The organism is Streptomyces sp. NPDC014676 (genome assembly GCF_043084105.1).
Lineage (GTDB): Bacteria > Actinomycetota > Actinomycetes > Streptomycetales > Streptomycetaceae > Streptomyces.
On the sequence record NZ_JBIBZI010000004.1, the window covers coordinates 1 to 17314 of the forward strand.

At 71.5% G+C, this 17314-nt stretch carries 13 protein-coding genes; 4 read left to right on the top strand and 9 right to left on the bottom strand.

Annotated elements, in window-relative coordinates:
- Positions 1-453: 453 nt before the first annotated feature.
- The 4 genes from ACF1DX_RS12655 to ACF1DX_RS12670 are packed head-to-tail and all read right to left on the bottom strand — an operon-like array spanning position 454 to position 3982.
- Positions 454-1173: an ABC transporter permease subunit gene (locus ACF1DX_RS12655; RefSeq protein ID WP_391791202.1), complete on the bottom strand. Its 720-nt coding sequence runs from the start codon at positions 1171-1173 to the stop codon at positions 454-456.
- 10 nt (positions 1174-1183) lie between these two features.
- On the bottom strand, positions 1184-2095 hold the full coding sequence (locus ACF1DX_RS12660) for an ABC transporter ATP-binding protein (protein WP_385047006.1): 912 nt from the start codon (positions 2093-2095) through the stop codon (positions 1184-1186).
- A complete protein-coding gene (locus ACF1DX_RS12665; protein ID WP_391791203.1) occupies positions 2092-3009 on the bottom strand; it encodes an ABC transporter permease subunit in 918 nt (305 codons plus the stop codon). The genes ACF1DX_RS12660 and ACF1DX_RS12665 overlap by 4 nt, the downstream gene beginning before the upstream one ends.
- A complete protein-coding gene (locus tag ACF1DX_RS12670) occupies positions 2999-3982 on the bottom strand; it encodes an ABC transporter ATP-binding protein (RefSeq protein ID WP_344569856.1) in 984 nt (327 codons plus the stop codon). The genes ACF1DX_RS12665 and ACF1DX_RS12670 overlap by 11 nt, the downstream gene beginning before the upstream one ends.
- A gap of 159 nt (positions 3983-4141) precedes the next feature.
- On the opposite strand from ACF1DX_RS12670, the gene ACF1DX_RS12675 reads away from it, so the two are divergent.
- The 4 genes from ACF1DX_RS12675 to ACF1DX_RS12690 all read left to right on the top strand — a co-directional run bounded on the left by ACF1DX_RS12675 (position 4142) and on the right by ACF1DX_RS12690 (position 8553).
- Entirely contained in the window at positions 4142-5902 is a 1761-nt protein-coding gene (locus ACF1DX_RS12675; RefSeq protein ID WP_391791204.1) for an SDR family oxidoreductase, read from the top strand.
- Between the two features lie 162 nt (positions 5903-6064).
- Positions 6065-6613, top strand: coding sequence for an RNA 2'-phosphotransferase (locus ACF1DX_RS12680; protein WP_391791205.1), 549 nt, complete (start codon positions 6065-6067; stop codon positions 6611-6613).
- Positions 6614-6675: 62 nt separating this feature from the next.
- Positions 6676-7578 carry an LLM class flavin-dependent oxidoreductase gene (locus ACF1DX_RS12685; protein ID WP_391791206.1) on the top strand — a complete coding sequence of 301 codons (903 nt, stop codon included), beginning with the start codon at positions 6676-6678 and terminating at the stop codon, positions 7576-7578.
- A gap of 87 nt (positions 7579-7665) precedes the next feature.
- Positions 7666-8553 carry an HAD family hydrolase gene (locus ACF1DX_RS12690; RefSeq protein ID WP_391791207.1) on the top strand — a complete coding sequence of 296 codons (888 nt, stop codon included), beginning with the start codon at positions 7666-7668 and terminating at the stop codon, positions 8551-8553.
- Between the two features lies 1 nt (position 8554).
- Here the strand turns inward: ACF1DX_RS12690 and ACF1DX_RS12695 are convergent, their stop codons facing one another.
- The 5 genes from ACF1DX_RS12695 to hisC form a co-directional block, all read right to left on the bottom strand.
- Positions 8555-9607 (bottom strand): M23 family metallopeptidase, encoded by a 1053-nt coding sequence (locus tag ACF1DX_RS12695; protein WP_391791208.1) that lies wholly within the window; start codon positions 9605-9607, stop codon positions 8555-8557.
- A 150-nt stretch (positions 9608-9757) separates the two neighbouring features.
- Entirely contained in the window at positions 9758-13252 is a 3495-nt protein-coding gene (gene cydD, locus ACF1DX_RS12700) for a thiol reductant ABC exporter subunit CydD (RefSeq protein WP_391791209.1), read from the bottom strand.
- Positions 13253-13265: 13 nt separating this feature from the next.
- Positions 13266-14270, bottom strand: a complete 1005-nt coding sequence (cydB, locus tag ACF1DX_RS12705) for a cytochrome d ubiquinol oxidase subunit II (protein ID WP_391791210.1) — start codon at positions 14268-14270, stop codon at positions 13266-13268.
- A 20-nt stretch (positions 14271-14290) separates the two neighbouring features.
- The gene (locus tag ACF1DX_RS12710) at positions 14291-15796 is read right to left on the bottom strand and encodes a cytochrome ubiquinol oxidase subunit I (RefSeq protein WP_391791211.1); all 1506 of its coding nucleotides are present in this window, start codon (positions 15794-15796) and stop codon (positions 14291-14293) included.
- 239 nt (positions 15797-16035) lie between these two features.
- A complete protein-coding gene (hisC, locus tag ACF1DX_RS12715) occupies positions 16036-17115 on the bottom strand; it encodes a histidinol-phosphate transaminase (RefSeq protein WP_391791212.1) in 1080 nt (359 codons plus the stop codon).
- Between the last annotated feature and the right edge of the window lie 199 nt (positions 17116-17314).

Genomic DNA, 17314 nt, shown 5'->3' on the forward strand with positions numbered 1-17314 from the left:
GCTACGAGCGCAAGGCCGACCACTTCCTCGCCTTCACCAGCATCGCCTGCACCCTCATCTGCTACCGCAGACTCACCAAATGAGATGAGCTCTAAAGGGCCTGGGAGGTGCCCCAGCGGCACGGGTGGGCGCACCGGCACCTCGCAGCGCCGGGCTGCGCAACCCCACCCGCCCCGCCGCAACGAAGCAGGGAGGGGCGGCCCACGCGACAGACCGCGCGTGCTCGAAGCGGCCGCCCCGGGCAGCTCCCCGTACGGGCGGACTCAACGGAGCCGTAGGGATGACTCCGGGGCCCGCCGCGGGCTGCCCTGACAGAAGTGGGACGTGCCGTGCATGGACACCGTCCCACTCCTCTCCCAGCAGGTGACGCCGGACTTTCCCGGCGATGCGGACACAACCACTCTGCCCGCCGGGCGAGTCGGACGCCACCGAATAAACCGGCGGGCGAACGCCTCACTCCTCGCCGGCGAGCGTCAGCGACCGCAACTTCTGCCCGGCGTACCAGGTGGCCACCACGGTGACCGCCGCCAGCAGCACCGTCGCGGTCGTCAGGCCCACGTCCGAGGTGACCAGGTCACCGCCGGACACCTTCTGCGCCACGGCCAGCGACCACTGCTGGACGCTCAGCGTGCGCGCGCCGGGTACCAGGGAGCCGAACAGCGCCTCCCAGACCAGCGCGTAGACCAGCCCGAACACCACCGCGTGCCGTGAGACCGTGCCGAGCAGCAGGAAGAGCGCCGCGTACGCGATGGAGGCGACCAGCGCGGCCACGGTGTAGGCGACGGCGACCTGCTGGCCGTTGCCGTTGAGGATGAAGCCCGCGATCAGGGTGGGCACCGCCGAGAACACCATGGTGACGGCGATCGCGACGATCAGCTTGGTGTAGATGATGGTCGGCCGCTTGATCGGCTTGGACAGCAGGTACACCACCGAGCCGTCGTCGATCTCGGGACCGATGGCCCCGGTTCCGGCGATGACGCCGATGATCGGCACCATGGTGGCGAGCGCGAGCCCGCCGAGGACGTCGGCCGCGGTCTGGTCGTCGGCGCCGGCGAGGGCGCGCACCGCCAGGGAGATCGCGATCAGCAGCAGGGGCAGGGCGCCCAGGATGAGGGCCCGGCGACGGCCGAGCAGGGCCCGGTAGGTGAGCCGGGCGACTGTGGGGTCGTACATCTTCGGCCTCCTACGCGGCGACGAGATACGAGAAGACGGACTCGAGGGACTCGTCGGAGGGCGAGACCGTGAGCAGCCGGATGCCGTGCTCGCGCGCGACCTTCGGCAGCAGGGCGGTGAAGCGGCCGAAGTCGACGGCCTGGATGCGCAGCGCGCCCTCGGCGTGGTCGACCTCGATGCCGGACGTCGACGGGTCGGCGATCAGCGCGGCCGCGAGGGCGCGGTCGTCGCTGGAGCGCACCAGGTAGCGGTGCGGGCGGTCCGTCATCAGGCGGCGGATCCGGCGGAAGTCACCGCTGGCCGCGTGCCGGCCGGCGACGACGACCTCGATGTGCCAGGCGAGCTGTTCGACCTCTTCGAGGATGTGGGAGGAGAACAGCACGGTGCGGCCCTCGTCGCCCATCCGTCGCAGCAGGTCCATGAGCTGCATGCGCTGGCGCGGGTCCATGCCGTTGAACGGCTCGTCGAGGAGGAGCAGCGACGGCTGGTGGACCAGCGCGGACGCCATCTTCACGCGCTGCCGCATGCCCTTGGAGTAGGTGGCGATCTTGCGGTCCTGCGCGTACTCCATCTCGACCGTGGCGAGCGCCTGCTGGGCGGCCTTGGCGCCCAGGCCGTGGAGTTCGGCGTTGGCGAGGACGAATTCGCGGCCGGTGAGGAAGTCGTACATCGCCTCGCGTTCGGGGACGATGCCGATGTGCCTGTAGATGGCCTCGTTGCGCCACACCTGCTGTCCGTCGAGGGTGACGGTGCCGGTGGAGGGGGCGAGGAAGCCGCCCATCATGTTGATGAGGGTGGATTTCCCGGCGCCGTTGGGGCCGAGCAGGCCGGTGACGCCGGGGCCGATGGTCATGGTGATGTCGTTGACGGCGACCACGTTGCCGAACCAGCGGGAGACGTGGTCGATGCTGAGCGTGGTCACAGGCCCACCTTCTTGTAGCGGCGCATCAGGAGGCCGTAGCTCGCGGCGATCAGTCCGAGGGTGAACAGGACGTAGACGACGCCCTGGGCGTTGGTCGGACCCACCCCGCCGGGGAAGGCGGAGGTCGCGCCCAGGAAGGCGGACTGCACGCCGTCGATGAGGGTGATCGGTGAGAACAGGCCGATCCAGGCGATGGCGGTGTCGCCGCTGCTCTGGGTCTCCGCGATCGCCTGGAGGGTGGAGACCGCGCCGTAGGAGATGGTCAGGACGGCGATGACGGCCGCGATGCCGAAGCCGCGGCGCGGGGTGACGGCGGCGATGACCAGGCCGATGCCGGCGAAGAGCAGCGAGAGCAGTGCCACGGAGACGAGTCCCTGTGCGAATCCCTTGGTCTGGTCGGTGAAGTCGAGCTTGGCCAGCAGGGCGCCGATGTACAGCACCAGCAGGGGGGCGGCGGTGAGGATGAACAGGGCCGACGCCAGCGCGGCGAACTTGGCGCGTACGTAGTCGGCGGTCTCGATGGGCCGCGAGAAGTACAGCGGTACGGTCTTGAAGCGCAGGTCGCGCGAGACGGACTGGGGTGCCTGCGAGGCGACGTACAGGCTGATGACGGCCTGCATGATGATCGCGTAGCGGGTGTAGTCGACAGGCAGGTCCTTGGCCTTGGTGGCGACGGCGACGGCCACCATGATGGCGGCGGGCACGCACATCACCACGAACAGCAGCATCGGCAGCACCTTGGACTTCGCCGAGCGGCCGAGGCCGTAGGCGCCGCGCAGGGACTGCGAGTACAGCGAGAGCCTGGCGTAGGAGCGGCCGAGGCGGGGGCCGTCGTAGGAGCGGTAGCCGATGTTGTGGATACGGGTGTCACCCGATGCGGTGGCCGGTGTCCGCGTGGACTGCTCAGTTGCCATGGCCGACCGCCTCCTTCCGCTGCGCGCCGCTGTCCGCGTCGTCCTTGAAGACCTCGGAGATGTGATGCCGGCGCTGTTCCATGCGCACCAGGCCGAGGCCGAGGTCCGCGATGACGTCCCGGACCAGGTCGTAGGTGTCCTCGCCCTGCGCGGTGAGCAGCAGGATGTGTCCGGCGCCCGGCAGTCCGCTGCCGTCCTCGACGGTCACCCCGCGCGCGTGGAGCGCGTCGCGCACCGCGCGGGTGCCGTCCGGGTGCTCGTCGGTGTCGGTGACCTCGATCGCGAGGGTCGTGGTGTTCTGGGTGAAGTCCGTGGTGGAGCTGGAGCGCAGCAGCTTGCCGCCGTCGACGACCACGACGTGGTCGCAGGTGCGCTCCAGTTCGCCCAGCAGGTGGGAGGTGACCAGGACCGAGATGCCGAAGTCGGTGTGGATGCGGCGGATCAGACCGAGCATCTCGTCGCGGCCGACCGGGTCGAGGCCGTTGGTGGGCTCGTCCAGGAAGACCAGCTGGGGGTCGTGCACAAGGGCCTGCGCGAGCTTCACCCGCTGCTTCATGCCGGTGGAGTAGCCGCCGATGGGGCGGTAGCGCTCCTCGTAGAGGCCGACGTGGCGCAGGGTGTCCGCGGTGCGCTCCCGCGCGGCGGTGGGCGGCAGGCCGGACATGCGCGCCATGTGGACGACGAACTCGGTGGCCGAGACGTCCGGCGGCAGGCAGTCGTGCTCCGGCATGTAGCCGACCCGTTCGCGGATGGCGGCGCCCTCGGTGGCGACGTCGAGTCCGAGCACTTCGGCGCGGCCCTCGGTGGCGGGGGACAGACCCAGCAGGATCTTGATCAGAGTGGACTTGCCGGCTCCATTGGCTCCGACGAGTCCGGTCACACCGGGCCCGACGTCCACGGAGAGCCGGTCAAGAGCGGTCACCCGGGGGAACCGCTTGCTCAGGCTTTCGGTCGCGATCACAGTCACGTCCATGACACTAGTGACCCGTACCACTCCGGTCGTCAGACCGGAGAGCCGTCTTGGCGTCCGTCTGGAGTCGTACGGGCCCGTAGGGGGAGCCCTGCCTGAGAGTTACGCACAGGCTCCGGGGCGCCGTTGACGGGCCCTGCGGCAACTGCCACATTCGCCGGTGTGACGGGACTGAGGAATGCGCGGGAGCGACGGGTGCGTACGGGCGGGGTCGAGCTGTGCGTGGCCGAGCTGGGTGAGCGCGGGCGGCCGACGGTCGTCCTGGTGCACGGCTACCCGGACAGCAAGGAGGTGTGGTCAAAGGTCGCGCCCCGGCTCGCCGGGCGTTTCCACGTCGTGGCGTACGACGTCCGGGGCCACGGCCGGTCCACGGCGCCGCGTCCGCTGCGCGGCGGGTTCACCCTGGAGAAGCTGACCGACGACTTCCTGGCCGTCATCGACGCGGTCAGTCCGGACCGGCCGGTGCATCTGGTGGGACACGACTGGGGTTCGGTGCAGTCCTGGGAGTTCGTCACGGTCGGGCGCACCACGGGGCGGATCGCCTCCTTCACGTCGATGTCGGGGCCGTCGCTCGACCACTTGGGGCACTGGATCAGCCGCCGTCTGAAGCGGCCCACCCCGCGCCGGGTCGGCCAGTTGCTGGGCCAGGGAGCCAAGTCCTGGTACGTATACCTGCTGCACACGCCCGTGCTGCCCGAGCTCGCCTGGCGCGGCCCCCTGGGCAGACGCTGGCCGCGGATCCTGGAGCGCGTCGAGAAGGTGCCCGCCGGCGGCGGCTACCCGGCCCCGTCCCTGCCGTCGGACGCGGCCCACGGGGCCTGGCTCTACCGGGACAATGTGCGGCCCCGGCTGCGCAGCCCGCGCACCGACGCCCACGCGCACGCGCCCGTGCAGCTCATCACGCCGCTGGGGGACGCGTTCCTCTCGGAGCGGCTCCACGAGGACCTGGAGCGGTGGGTGCCGCGGCTGACCCGGCGGACGCTGCCGGCCGGGCACTGGATTCCGCGCACTCGCCCCGACCTGCTGGCGACGTGGATCGGCGAGTTCGTGGCGTCCGTGGAGGACGGCCGGCCGGAGGTGACGGCTCCGGGCCGGTACGCCGACCGCTTCGGCGGACAGCTCGTCCTGGTCACGGGGGCGGGCAGCGGCATCGGGCGGGCGACCGCGCTCGCGTTCGCGGAGGCGGGCGCGCGCGTGCTGGCGGTCGACCGGGACGCGGAGGCCGCGGCCCGTACCGCCGGGGAGGCCCGCGGTCGCGGAGCGGCGGCGGCCTGGGCGGAGACGGTGGACGTGTCCGACGAGCAGGCCATGGAGAAGCTCGCCGAGCGGGTCACCACGGAGTACGGCGTGGTGGACGTCCTGGTGAACAACGCCGGCATCGGGCTGGGCGGCTCCTTCTTCGACACCACCCCGGAGGACTGGAGGAAGGTCCTCGACGTCAATCTGTGGGGGGTGCTCCACGGCTGCCGGCTCTTCGGGCGGCGGATGGCCGAGCGCGGACAGGGCGGTCACATCGTCAACGTCGCCTCGGCGGCGGCGTTCCAGCCGTCCAGGGCGCTGCCCGCCTACAGCACGTCCAAGGCGGCGGTGCTGATGCTGAGCGAGTGCCTGCGGGCGGAGCTGGCGGGCCGGGACATCGGCGTGACGGCGGTGTGCCCCGGGTTCGTGAACACCTCCATCACCTCCACCGCGCGCTTCGCGGGCGTGGACGCCGAGGAGGAGCGGCGGCTGCGGAAGCGGGCGGCCCGCCTGTACGGGCTGCGGAACTACCCGCCGGAGAAGGTCGCCGCCGCGATCCTGCGGGCGGTGGCGCGTGACGAGGCGGTGGTGCCGGTCACCCCGGAGGCGCGGACCGCGTACGCGCTGTCGCGGTGGATGCCGGGGGTGCTGCGGAGGATCGCGCGGGTGAAGCCGCCGATGTGAGGGTGGCCGGTGGGAGGCAGGTCGACGTGGAGCAGGTCGACGTGGAGCAGGTTGTCCACAGAGAGCATCAATTCCCCTGTGGATAAATACACTTGGCTGTGGATCAAACCTCCGGAGCTAAATCGATCGCGTGACGCGCGTCTCTCCCGGCAAGCTGAACGGATGGATGAAAGACGCACCGTGAAGGTGTCGAAGTACCTCTCCAAGCATCTGCGCCATCAGCCCGAGAGGATCGGGCTGACCCTCGACGAGGGCGGCTGGGTCGAGATCGAGGCGCTGATCACCGCCGCGTCCGCGCACGGCTTCCGGTTCACCCGGGAGGAACTGGACCACGTCGTCGCCACCAACGACAAGCGGCGCTTCGCCGTCGAGGGCACCCGGATCCGCGCCAGCCAGGGCCACAGCGTCGAGGTCGACCTCGGACTGGCACCGGCCGTCCCACCGGCGTACCTGTACCACGGCACCGTCGCCCGGAATCTGGAGGCGATCCGCACCGAGGGGCTGCGGCCCATGAACCGGCACGATGTGCACCTCTCCGCCGACCGCGAGACGGCGACCCGCGTCGGCGCCCGCCGGGGCCGCCCGGTCGTGCTGTCCGTGGACGCGGCCGCCATGCACCACGACGGCCATGTCTTCCACGTGAGCGCCAACGGCGTGTGGCTGACCCGGATCGTACCGAGCCGCTACCTGCGGTTTCCCGAGAGCCACTGAGACGGACCACAGGCGGCGTGATCGTTTCACGTGAAACACGGCTCGCCGCATAGGCTCGGGGTATGACTCTGCGCCTGAGCACCGTGATCCTCCCGTACCGCCGCTGGCACGAGGGCAGCCGTTCGGCGTGGGTGTGTGCCGAGGAGCTCGGCTTCCACACGGGGTACACCTACGACCACCTGTCCTGGCGCACCTTCCGGGACGGCCCCTGGTTCGGCGCTGTTCCCACCCTGACCGCCGCCGCGGCCGTGACCGACCGGATGCGGCTGGGCACGTTGGTGACCTCGCCGAACTTCCGGCACCCGGTGACCCTCGCCAAGGAGCTCATCTCCCTCGACGACATCTCCGGTGGGCGCGTCACGCTCGGGATCGGCGCGGGCGGCACCGGCTTCGACGCCACGGCGCTCGGCCAGGATCCCTGGACGCCCCGCGAGCGCGCCGACCGCTTCGCCGAGTTCGTGCCGCTGCTCGACCGGCTGCTCACCGAGGACTCGGTGTCGTACGAGGGGGACTTCTACGCGGCGCACGAGGCGCGCAACATTCCGGGCTGTGTGCAGCGGCCCCGGCTGCCGTTCGCCGTGGCGGCCACCGGACCGCGCGGACTGCGGCTCGCGGCACGCCACGGGCAGGCCTGGGTGACCACGGGCGATCCCCGGCTGTACGAGAACGGCACGCCCGAACAGTCGGTTCAGGCCATTCGCGGTCAGGCGGAGAAGCTCGCCGACGCCTGCGCCGAGCTGGGCCGGGACGTGACCGGGCTGGACAAGATCCTGCTCACCGGATTCACCCCGGACCGGGGCCGTCCGCTGGAGTCCCTGGACGCCTTCGTCGACTTCGCGGGCCGCCACGCCGAGCTGGGCTTCACCGAGATCGTGATCCACTGGCCCATCCCCGGCTCGGACTTCGCCGCGGACCAGAAGGTCTTCGAACGGATCGCCATGGAGGCCCCGGCACAGCTCCGGTGACCCCCGCTGTCCCAGGGCGCGGGAAGGACCGCTGGTGACGGCGGTAACCACTCAGATGTGCGGAGTCCCGCACGGTCGTGCGGGCATATGCGGGACAATGGCCGGGTGACCTCAGCGACCCGACAGCCCGAGACCCAGGCAGCCCCCACCCGACCACGGCTCATCGCCACCGACCTCGACGGCACCCTGCTGCGCGACGACAAATCGGTGTCCCCGCGCACCGTCGCCGCGCTCGCCGCCGCCGAGGAGGCGGGCATCGAGGTCTTCTTCGTCACCGGCCGCCCGGCCCGCTGGATGGACGTCGTCAGCGACCACGTCCACGGCCACGGCCTCGCCATCTGCGGCAACGGCGCGGCCGTCGTCGACCTGCACGGCGGCCCCGGCGCGCACCGCTTCGTGAAGGTGCGCGAGCTGCCCCGGAAGAACGCGCTGGACGCCGTACGGCTGCTGCGCGAGGCGGCGCCGGGCACGGTGTACGCCGTGGAGCAGACCTACGGCTTCAACCAGGAGCCAGCGTACCCGAAGCTGCACATGGAGGTCCCGGACACGCTCGCTCCCGCCGAGGAGCTGCTGGCCCCGGACTCCCACACCGCCGGCGAGCCGGTGCTCAAGATCCTCGCCCACCACCCCGAGCTCGACCCCGACGCCTTCCTCACCCTGGCCCGGCTCGCCGTCGGCGACCGCGCCAACGTCACCCGCTCCAGCCCCAGCGCCCTGCTGGAGATCAGCGGCCCCGAGGTGTCCAAGGCCAGCACGCTCGCCCTGTGCTGTGCCGAGCGCGGCATCTCGCACGAGGAGGTCGTCGCCTTCGGTGACATGCCGAACGACGTCGAGATGCTGACCTGGGCCGGCCGTTCCTACGCGATGGGCAACGCCCACCCGGACGTGATCGCCGCCGCCTCGGGCCGCACGGTCGCCAACAACGACGACGGGGTGGCCGTGGTGATCGAGCGGCTGCTGGACGAGCACCCGTAGCTCAGAGCGGCACCCCGTGCCGCTCCAGCCACGCCACGGGGTCCACCGCCGACCCCGTCTCCGGTGTGACCCGCACCTCGAAGTGCAGGTGCGGGCCCGTGGAGTTGCCACTGGTGCCGGACTGGCCGATCCACTGTCCGGGCGCGACCCGCTCCCCCTGGTCGACGGCGACGGCGGCGAGATGGGCGTACTGCGTGTAGTAGCCGCCCGCGTGCCGGACCACGATCTCGATGCCGAAGGCGCCCCCGCAGGACACCCTCACCACCTTCCCCGCGCCCACGGCCCGCACCGGCGTGCCGATCGGCACCGCGAAGTCCTGCCCGGTGTGCCGGTTCGCCCACCGGGCGCCGCCACTGCCGTAGGAGGCGGACAGTTCGTACGTCTCCACCGGCGCCACCCAGCCGGTGGTGAACCGCGTCTCCGGCTGGTCGAGGCGGACCGCGCCGCGGCAGGCGCCGGCCGCGACGGAGGCGTCCGCCTGGCCCTGGAGCTTCCACCGCGCCGCTTCGAGCTTCCGCTCGATGCCCTGCCGCAGGGCGGCGAGTTCCGTGTTCCGCTCCTCCAGCTCCTTCCACGCCGCCGCGGCCTTCGCCTCGTCGCGGGCGAGCCGGGCCTCGGCCCGTTCGCTCCTGCCGATCGCCTTGTCGAGCGACACCTCCGCCTGCCGCACCACCCGCTGGCCGCGCATCAGCTCCTCGGGATCGTCGGCGAGCAGCATGTGCGCGGTGAGCGGCAGCCCGCCGCCGTCCCGGTACTGGGAGCTCGCGATCCGGCCCAGGTCCTCGTGCAGCACCGCCATCTCCCGCCGCTCCCGGTCGAGCCGTTCCTCCAGCAGCCGCGCCTCGGCCCGCTGCTTCTCGGCCTCGCGCAGGCCGGCCTCGTACCGATCCGTCGCCGCCGCCGCTTCCTCGTACAGCCGCGCCACCTCCGCGCTGACGCCGGACGCCGAACCGTGTCCGGGGGCGTGGTCGCCGTCGGCGGGCCGGGCGGCGAGCACGGCGAGCGCGCACAGCAGCACGGCGGTGAGCAGCGGATGACGGCGGGTGAAGCGCATGACTGCGATCCTGGCCCCCACCCCGGCGCACGGTCCTGTTCATGTCGTACACATGGGGGACCACTGACCCCGTACGGACCAGCGATACCGCCGAACAGCCGCCCTTCCCTCCGCGCTTGACGTCCCGTCACGCGGAAGGTGTTCACCGGGCTAGCGTGCCGCCACCAGGAGTCCCGCCTGCTCCTCCCTGCGCGCCATCGCCCGCAACGGACCGGCCGCGGCCACCAGTTCGGCATACGGACCGCGCTGCACCACCCGCCCCTCGTCCAGCACGAGAACCTCGTCCACCGCCTCCAGACCGGCCAGCCGGTGGGTGATGAGCAGCGTCGTACGGCCCTCGGTGGCGGCCAGCAGGTCGGCGGTGAGCGCGTCGGCGGTCGGCAGGTCGAGGTGTTCGGCGGGTTCGTCCAGCACCAGCACGGGGAAGTCCGCGAGCAGCGCCCGAGCGAGCGCCAGCCGCTGCCGCTGCCCGCCGGACAGCCGCGCCCCGTGCTCGCCGACGAGCGTGTCGATTCCCTCGGGCAGGCCGTCGGCCCACTCCAACAACCGGGCCCGGCGAAGAGCGTCGCGCAGCTCGTCCTCGGTCGCGTCCTTCCTGGCGAGCAGCAGGTTCTCCCGTACCGAGCTGTTGAAGAGGTGCGCGTCCTGCGCGCACAGTCCGACCAGCCGCCGCACGTCGTCGCCGTCCAGGGCGTACGCGTCCACCCCGGCCAGGGTGTAGGCGCCCGCGTCCGGGTCCAGGAACCGCAGCAGCGCCCGCGCGAGGGTCGTCTTCCCGGAGCCGGACGGGCCGACCACCGCGATCCGGCGGCCCCGTTCCAGCGTCAGGTCCACCCCGGCGAGCGCGTCCCGGTCCTGTCCGGGGTGCCGGGCGGCCAGCCCCTTGACCACGAGCGGGAACGGCGAGGCGGGCGCCTGCCGGGGCGCCTGGGGCTCCCGCACGGGGACCGGGGCGTCCAGGACCTCGTACACCCGCTCGGCGCTGCGGCGCACCCGCTGCCGGTACTGCACGGCGAGCGGCATCCCGAGGACGGCCTCGAACGCGGCCATCGGGGTGAGGACGACGACGGCGAGGGCCACACCGTCCAGCCGGCCGACGGCCACGGCCTGGACGCCGACGAGGGCGGCGCCCGCGACGGTCAGTCCGGAGATCAGCGCGGTGAGCCCGTCGCCGAGCGCGGTGGCGGTGGCGGTGCGCGAGGCGATCCGGGTGAGCGTGCCGTCGGCCCGGCGGGCCTCGACGGCCCGCGCGGGCAGGGCACCGGCGACGGTCAGCTCCGCGGTACCGGTGAGCAGATCGGTCACGCGGGTCGCGAGGACGCCCCGCGCCGGCGCCAGCCTGCGCTCCGCGCGCCGGGCCACGGTACCGGTCAGCAGGGGCACACCGACGCCCGCCGTGAGGAGCCCGGCCGCGAGCACGGCCCCGGCCCCGGGCAGCAGCCAGGCGGTGAAGCCGACGGACAGGGCGGAGACGGCGACGGCCGCACCGGCCGGCAGCAGCCAGCGCAGCCAGTAGTCCTGGAGCGCGTCCACGTCGGAGACCAGCCGGGAGAGCAGGTCGCCCCGGCGGGCGCCACGCAGTCCGGCGGGAGCCAGCCGCTCGAGGCGCCGGTACACCGCGACGCGGGTGTCGGCCAGCATGCGCAGCACGGCGTCGTGCGACACGAGCCGCTCGGCGTAGCGGAACACGGCCCGGCCGATGCCGAAGGCGCGGGTCGCCGTCACGGCCATCATCAGATACAGCACGGGCGGTTGCTGGGAGGCCCGGGAGATGAGCCACCCGGAGGTCGCCATGAGCCCGACGGCGCTGCCCAGGGCGAGGGTGCCGAGCAGCAGCGCGAGGGTGATCCTCCCCCGCCGGGCGCCGGACAGGGCACGGACGCGGGCGAGGACACCGCCCGGGACCGTGGCCGCCTCGGGCTCGACGGGCACGCCGGCCGGTGCGGAAACGGCTTCCGCGGCCGGCACGGGGCCGGCCGCCCGGTGTACGGGCTCCCCGTGGACGCCCGCGGGAGCCGGTTCGGCGAGCCGCACCACCCGGTCCGCGACGGCCAGCAGCGCCGGCCGGTGCACCACGAGCAGCACCGTCCGTCCGATGGCCAGTCGCCGTACCGCCGCCACGACATCGGCCTCAGTGGCGCCGTCCAGTGCCGCCGTCGGCTCGTCGAGGAGCAGGACGGGCCGGTCCGCGAGGAACGCCCGGGCCAGCGCCAGCCGCTGCCGCTGCCCGGCCGACAGTCCCGTTCCGTCCTCGCCGAGCACGGTTTCGGCGCCGTCGGGCAGCGCGTCCACGAACTCCAGCGCCCCGGCGTCCCGCAGGGCGCGCCGCACGGCGTCGTCGTCCGCGTCGGGGCGGGCCAGCCGTACGTTCTCGGCGATCGTCCCGGCGTACAGGTGCGGCCGTTGCGGCACCCAGGCGACGCGGGCGTGCCACTCGGCGAGGTCGAGTCCGGTGAGGTCGGCTCCCCCGATCCGCACCCGGCCCCCGGTGGGGCGGACGAACCCGAGCAGCACGTTCAGCAGGGTCGACTTGCCCGCACCGCTCGGCCCGACGAGCGCGACCGTCTCCCCGGGAGCGACGGTGAAGGACACGTCCGTCACCGCGTCCGTGGACCGGTCCGGATAGCGGACCGTCACGTCCTCGAAGGCGAGGGCGCCCGTCGGCACCGCCGCCGTCCCCGGTGCGGGCACAGGCGTCTCCAGTACCGAGAAGATGTCCTCCGCCGCCCCGAGGCCCTCCGCCGCCGCGTGGTACTGGGCGCCGACCTGCCGCAGCGGCAGATATGCCTCGGGCGCCAGGATCAGGACGATCAGTCCGGTGTAGAGGTCCAGTTCGCCGTGGACGAGCCGCATGCCGATCGTCACCGCGACCAGCGCCACCGACAGTGTGGCGAGCAGTTCCAGCGCGAAGGAGGAGATGAAGGCGATCCGCAGCGTCCGCATGGTCGCCCGCCGGTACTCGTCGGTGATCCGGCGGATCGACTCCGCCTGCGCCTTGGCCCGTCCGAAGACCTTCAGCGTCGGCAGTCCGGCGACGACGTCCAGGAAGTGGCCGGACAGCCGGGACAGCACCAGCCACTGGCGGTCCATCCGGGACTGGGTGGCCCAGCCGATCAGCATCATGAAGACCGGGATGAGCGGCAGGGTGCCCACGATGATCGCCGCCGAGACCCACTCCTCGGTGACGATCCGCGCCAGCACCGCCACCGGGACGACCACCGCGAGTCCCAGCTGGGGAAGGTAGCGCGAGAAGTAGCCGTCGAGGGCGTCGACCCCCCGGGTGGCCAGCGCGACCAGCGATCCGGTGCGCTGACCGTCCAGCCACCCCGGCCCCAGCGCCGTCGCCCGCTCCAGCAGCCGCCCCCGCAGCTCCGACTTGACCGCGGCGCTCGCCCGGTGCGCGGCCAGCTCGGTCAGCCAGCCGACCAGACCGCGGCCGAGTGCGACGACGACGAGGAGCAGCAGGGGAGTGCCGAGTCCGGCGGCGGACCGTCCGTCCTGGAACGCGCCCACCACGATCTCGGCTATGAGCATGGCCTGGGCGATGACCAGCACCGCGCCCATGGCGCCCAGGCCGACGACCGCCACCAGGAAGCCCCGGGTGGCGCGGGCGTACCGGAGCAGGCGCGGGTCGATCGGTTTCACGTGAAACACACCCTCAGTGCACGGAGTCGGCGATGTGCTGGGTGCCGATCCGCTTGCGGAACACCCAGTACGTCCAGCCCTGGTAGAGCAGCACCACCGGTGTGGCGATCACCGCGAGCCAGGTCATGATCTTCAGGGTGTAGGGGCTGGAGGAGGCGTTGGTGACGGTCAGGCTCCAGTCGGCGTCCAGCGTGGACGGCATGACGTTCGGGAAGAGCGTCAGGAAGAGCATCGCCACGGCGGCCACGATGGTGAGACCGGACAGGGTGAACGACCATCCTTCACGGCCCGCCTGGTTCGCCAGCAGGGCGGCGACCAGCGCGGCGACCGCCACGACCAGCGCGACCAGGCTGGTGCCGTCGCCGCGGTCGGCCTGGGTCCACAGCAGGAAGGCCGACGCCAGTGCGGCAGTGACGAGGCCGATGCGCAGGGCCAGCCTCCGCGCCCGCTCCCGGATCTCACCGACCGTCTTCAGCGCCGTGAACACCGTGCCGTGGAAGGTGAACAGTGTCAGGGTGACCAGGCCGCCCAGCAGCGCGTACGGGTTGAGCAGGTCCCCGACGTTCCCCACGTACTCGAACTCGGCGTCGATCTTCACGCCGTGCACGATGTTCCCGAAGGCCACGCCCCACAGGAAGGCCGGGAGCAGCGAGGTCCAGAAGATCGCCGTCTCCCAGTTGCGCTGCCAGTTCTCCTCCGGCCGCTTCGCCCGGTACTCGAAGGCGACACCGCGGACGATCAGGCAGACCAGGATGAGCAGCAGCGGCAGGTAGAAGCCGGAGAAGAGCGTGGCGTACCACTCGGGGAAGGCGGCGAAGGTCGCGCCGCCGGCCGTGAGCAGCCACACCTCGTTGCCGTCCCAGACGGGGCCGATGGTGTTGATCAGCACCCGCTTCTCGGCGCGGTCCCGGGCGAGCAGCTTGGTGAGGACGCCGACCCCGAAGTCGAAGCCCTCGAGGAAGAAGTAGCCGGTCCACAGGACGGCGATCAGGACGAACCAGACGTCGTGCAGTTCCATGACGGTGCAGCTCCCTCGGCCTAGTACGAGAAGGCCATCGGCTTGTCGGCGTCACGGACGTCGCCGCCGAGCTTCGTGGGCGGGTTGAGGTCGGAGTCACTGAGCTCGGGCGGGCCCGCCTTGACGTACTTGACGAGCAGCTTGACCTCGATGACGGCCAGGACGGCGTAGAGCAGGGTGAAGACGGACATCGAGGTGAGGACCTCGGCGGTGGAGACGCCGGGGGAGACCGCGTCCCGGGTCTGCATCACGCCGTAGACCACCCAGGGCTGCCGGCCCATCTCGGTGAAGATCCAGCCCCAGGCGTTGGCGATCAGCGGGAACGCCATGGTCCACAGCGCGAGGAGCCAGTAGAGCCGGGTGAGCCGGGAGCCGAGGGGCTGCTTCAGCAGCACCAGGCGCGGGACCTCGTCCTCACCGGTGCGGTGGGCGGCCGGCAGCAGGAACTTCTTGCGGGTGAGCCACAGCCCGAGGAGGCCGAGCGTGAAGGAGGCCATGCCGAAGCCGATCATCCAGCGGAAGCCCCAGTAGGCGACCGGAACGATGGGCTTGTAGTCGCCGGGGCCGAACTCCTCCCGGAGGGCCTCGTTGGTGTCGTTGATGCCGGGCACGTACGACTCGAAGTCGCTGTGGGCCAGGAAGGACAGCAGGCCGGGGATCTCCAGGGCGACCTTGTTGTGGCCCTTGTCGACGTCGCCGTAGGCGAACACGGAGAACGGCGCCGGTTCCTCGCCGTCCCACAGAGCCTCGGCGGCTGCCATCTTCATCGGCTGCTGCTCGTACATGACCTTGCCGAGGGTGTCGCCGCTGACCGCGGTGAACAGTCCGCCGACGGCCAGGGTGACCAGGCCGAGCCGGAGCGAGGTCCGCATCACCGGGATGTGCTTCCTGCGCATCAGGTGGAAGGCGGCGATGCCGACCATGAAGGCGCCGCCCGTGAGGAAGGCCGCCGAGAAGCTGTGGAAGACCTGGTTGAGGGTGGTGTTCTGGGTGAGCACCAGCCAGAAGTCGGTGAGCTCGGCGCGGCCCTTCTCCTCGTTGATCCGGTAGCCGACCGGGTGCTGCATCCAGGAGTTGGCGGCGAGGATGAAGTACGCCGACAGCAGGGTGCCGATCGAGACCATCCAGATGCAGGCCAGGTGGATCCTCTTGGGCAGCTTGTCCCAGCCGAAGATCCACAGGCCGATGAAGGTGGACTCGAAGAAGAAGGCGATCAGGGCCTCGAAGGCGAGCGGGGCACCGAAGACGTCACCGACGAACCGCGAGTAGTCGGACCAGTTCATGCCGAACTGGAACTCCTGCACGATGCCGGTGACCACGCCCATCGCGATGTTGATCAGGAAGAGCTTGCCCCAGAACTTCGTCGCCTTGAGGTACTTCTCCTTCTCCGTGCGCACCCAGGCGGTCTGCAGCCCCGCGGTGAGGGCGGCGAGAGAGATCGTCAGGGGAACGAAGAGGAAGTGGTAGACGGTGGTGATACCGAACTGCCATCGCGCCAGGGTCTCCGGCGCCAGAGCCAGATCCACGTCGTCGCTCCTTACTTCGCCGTGGTCGCGGCGGCCTGCTTGATCCCGTTCGTCCCCGACATCTCGGAGGAAAACGGGATGCGCTTGTGAAAGCGTTCACATTCACAAGCAATTATGACCTACTGCTTTTCTGACCGGGAAGGGGGGTCCCCTGTGACGTCAACCCCACTGTGCGCACTTCCGGCACACACGAAGGCGGCCGGCGGACAAGCCGCCGGCCGCCTGGACGTACGCGCTGGTCAGAGCTGCCTGCGGAAGCCTTCCGCCGCCTTCAGGAAGATGTCGTTCGCCTCGGTCTCGCCGACCGTGACCCGCACACCCTCCCCGGGGAACGGCCGGACGACCACACCCGCCTGCTCGCACGCCTGCGCGAACGCCGCCGTGCGCTCCCCCAGCCGCAGCCAGACGAAGTTGGCCTGGGTCTCGGGCACCGTCCAGCCCTGGTCCCGCAGCGCGCCCATCACGCGGTTGCGCTCGCAGACCAGCGAGCCGACCCGGCCGATCAGCTCGTCCTCGGCGCGCAGCGAGGCGATCGCCGCGTCCTGCGCGATCTGGCTCACCCCGAACGGCACCGCCGTCTTGCGCAGCGCCGCCGCCACCGGCTCGTGGGCGATGGCGAAGCCGACGCGCAGCCCCGCCAGGCCGTACGCCTTGGAGAAGGTCCGCAGGACGCAGACGTTGGGCCGCTCCCGGTAGATCTCGACGCCGTCCGGCACCTCGGTGTCCCGGATGAACTCGCGGTAGGCCTCGTCGAGCACCACCAGGACATCGCCCGGCACCCGGTCGAGGAAGCGCTCCAGCTCGGCCCGCCGCACCACCGTGCCGGTCGGGTTGTTGGGGTTGCAGACGAAGACGAGCCGGGTCCGGTCGGTGATCGCCCCGGCCATCGCGTCCAGGTCGTGCGCATCGCCCGGGGTCAGCGGCACCTTGACCGAGGCGGCGCCGCTGATCTGCGTGATGATCGGGTACGCCTCGAAGGACCGCCAGGCGTAGATCACCTCGTCGCCCGGGCCCGCCGTGGCCTGCACCAGCTGCTGGGCGACACCGACCGATCCGGTACCGGTGGCCACATGGGACACCGGGACGCCGAAGCGCTCGGACAGCTCGGCCATCAGCGCCGTACAGGCCATGTCCGGGTACCGGTTGAAGGAGGACGCCGCGGCCGTCACGGTCTCCATCACGCCCGGCAGCGGCGGATAGGGGTTCTCGTTGGAGGACAGCTTGTACGCCACCGGTCCGTCGGCCGCCGCCGGCTTGCCCGGCTTGTACGTGGGGATCCCCTCCAGCTCGGCGCGCAGCTTGGGGCTCGTCTCGCTCACCGCAGTCCTCCTCGCGAAGACCGGCGGCACCCGTGTCCGCCGCCGACATCCAATACTGCTCACCTTAAGAGGATTCGACGCCGCTGCGTAGAGGAGCGTCGGATGCTCACGCCTGCCTCGTACGTCACAGCGGCAACAAGGGCAACGCAACCCGAAGGTGTACGAATGGCGTGCGGGCCAGGGGCGCGCTGTACATATA

Coding starts and splice junctions, on each gene's coding strand:
- cydB (WP_391791210.1), bottom strand. CDS start 14,270: ATGGAACTGCACGACGTCTGGTTCGTCCTGATCGCCGTCCTGTGGACC.
- ACF1DX_RS12665 (WP_391791203.1), bottom strand. CDS start 3,009: ATGGCAACTGAGCAGTCCACGCGGACACCGGCCACCGCATCGGGTGAC.
- ACF1DX_RS12670 (WP_344569856.1), bottom strand. CDS start 3,982: ATGGACGTGACTGTGATCGCGACCGAAAGCCTGAGCAAGCGGTTCCCC.
- ACF1DX_RS12680 (WP_391791205.1), top strand. CDS start 6,065: ATGGATGAAAGACGCACCGTGAAGGTGTCGAAGTACCTCTCCAAGCAT.
- ACF1DX_RS12690 (WP_391791207.1), top strand. CDS start 7,666: ATGCGGGACAATGGCCGGGTGACCTCAGCGACCCGACAGCCCGAGACC.
- ACF1DX_RS12655 (WP_391791202.1), bottom strand. CDS start 1,173: ATGTACGACCCCACAGTCGCCCGGCTCACCTACCGGGCCCTGCTCGGC.
- ACF1DX_RS12685 (WP_391791206.1), top strand. CDS start 6,676: ATGACTCTGCGCCTGAGCACCGTGATCCTCCCGTACCGCCGCTGGCAC.
- ACF1DX_RS12695 (WP_391791208.1), bottom strand. CDS start 9,607: ATGCGCTTCACCCGCCGTCATCCGCTGCTCACCGCCGTGCTGCTGTGC.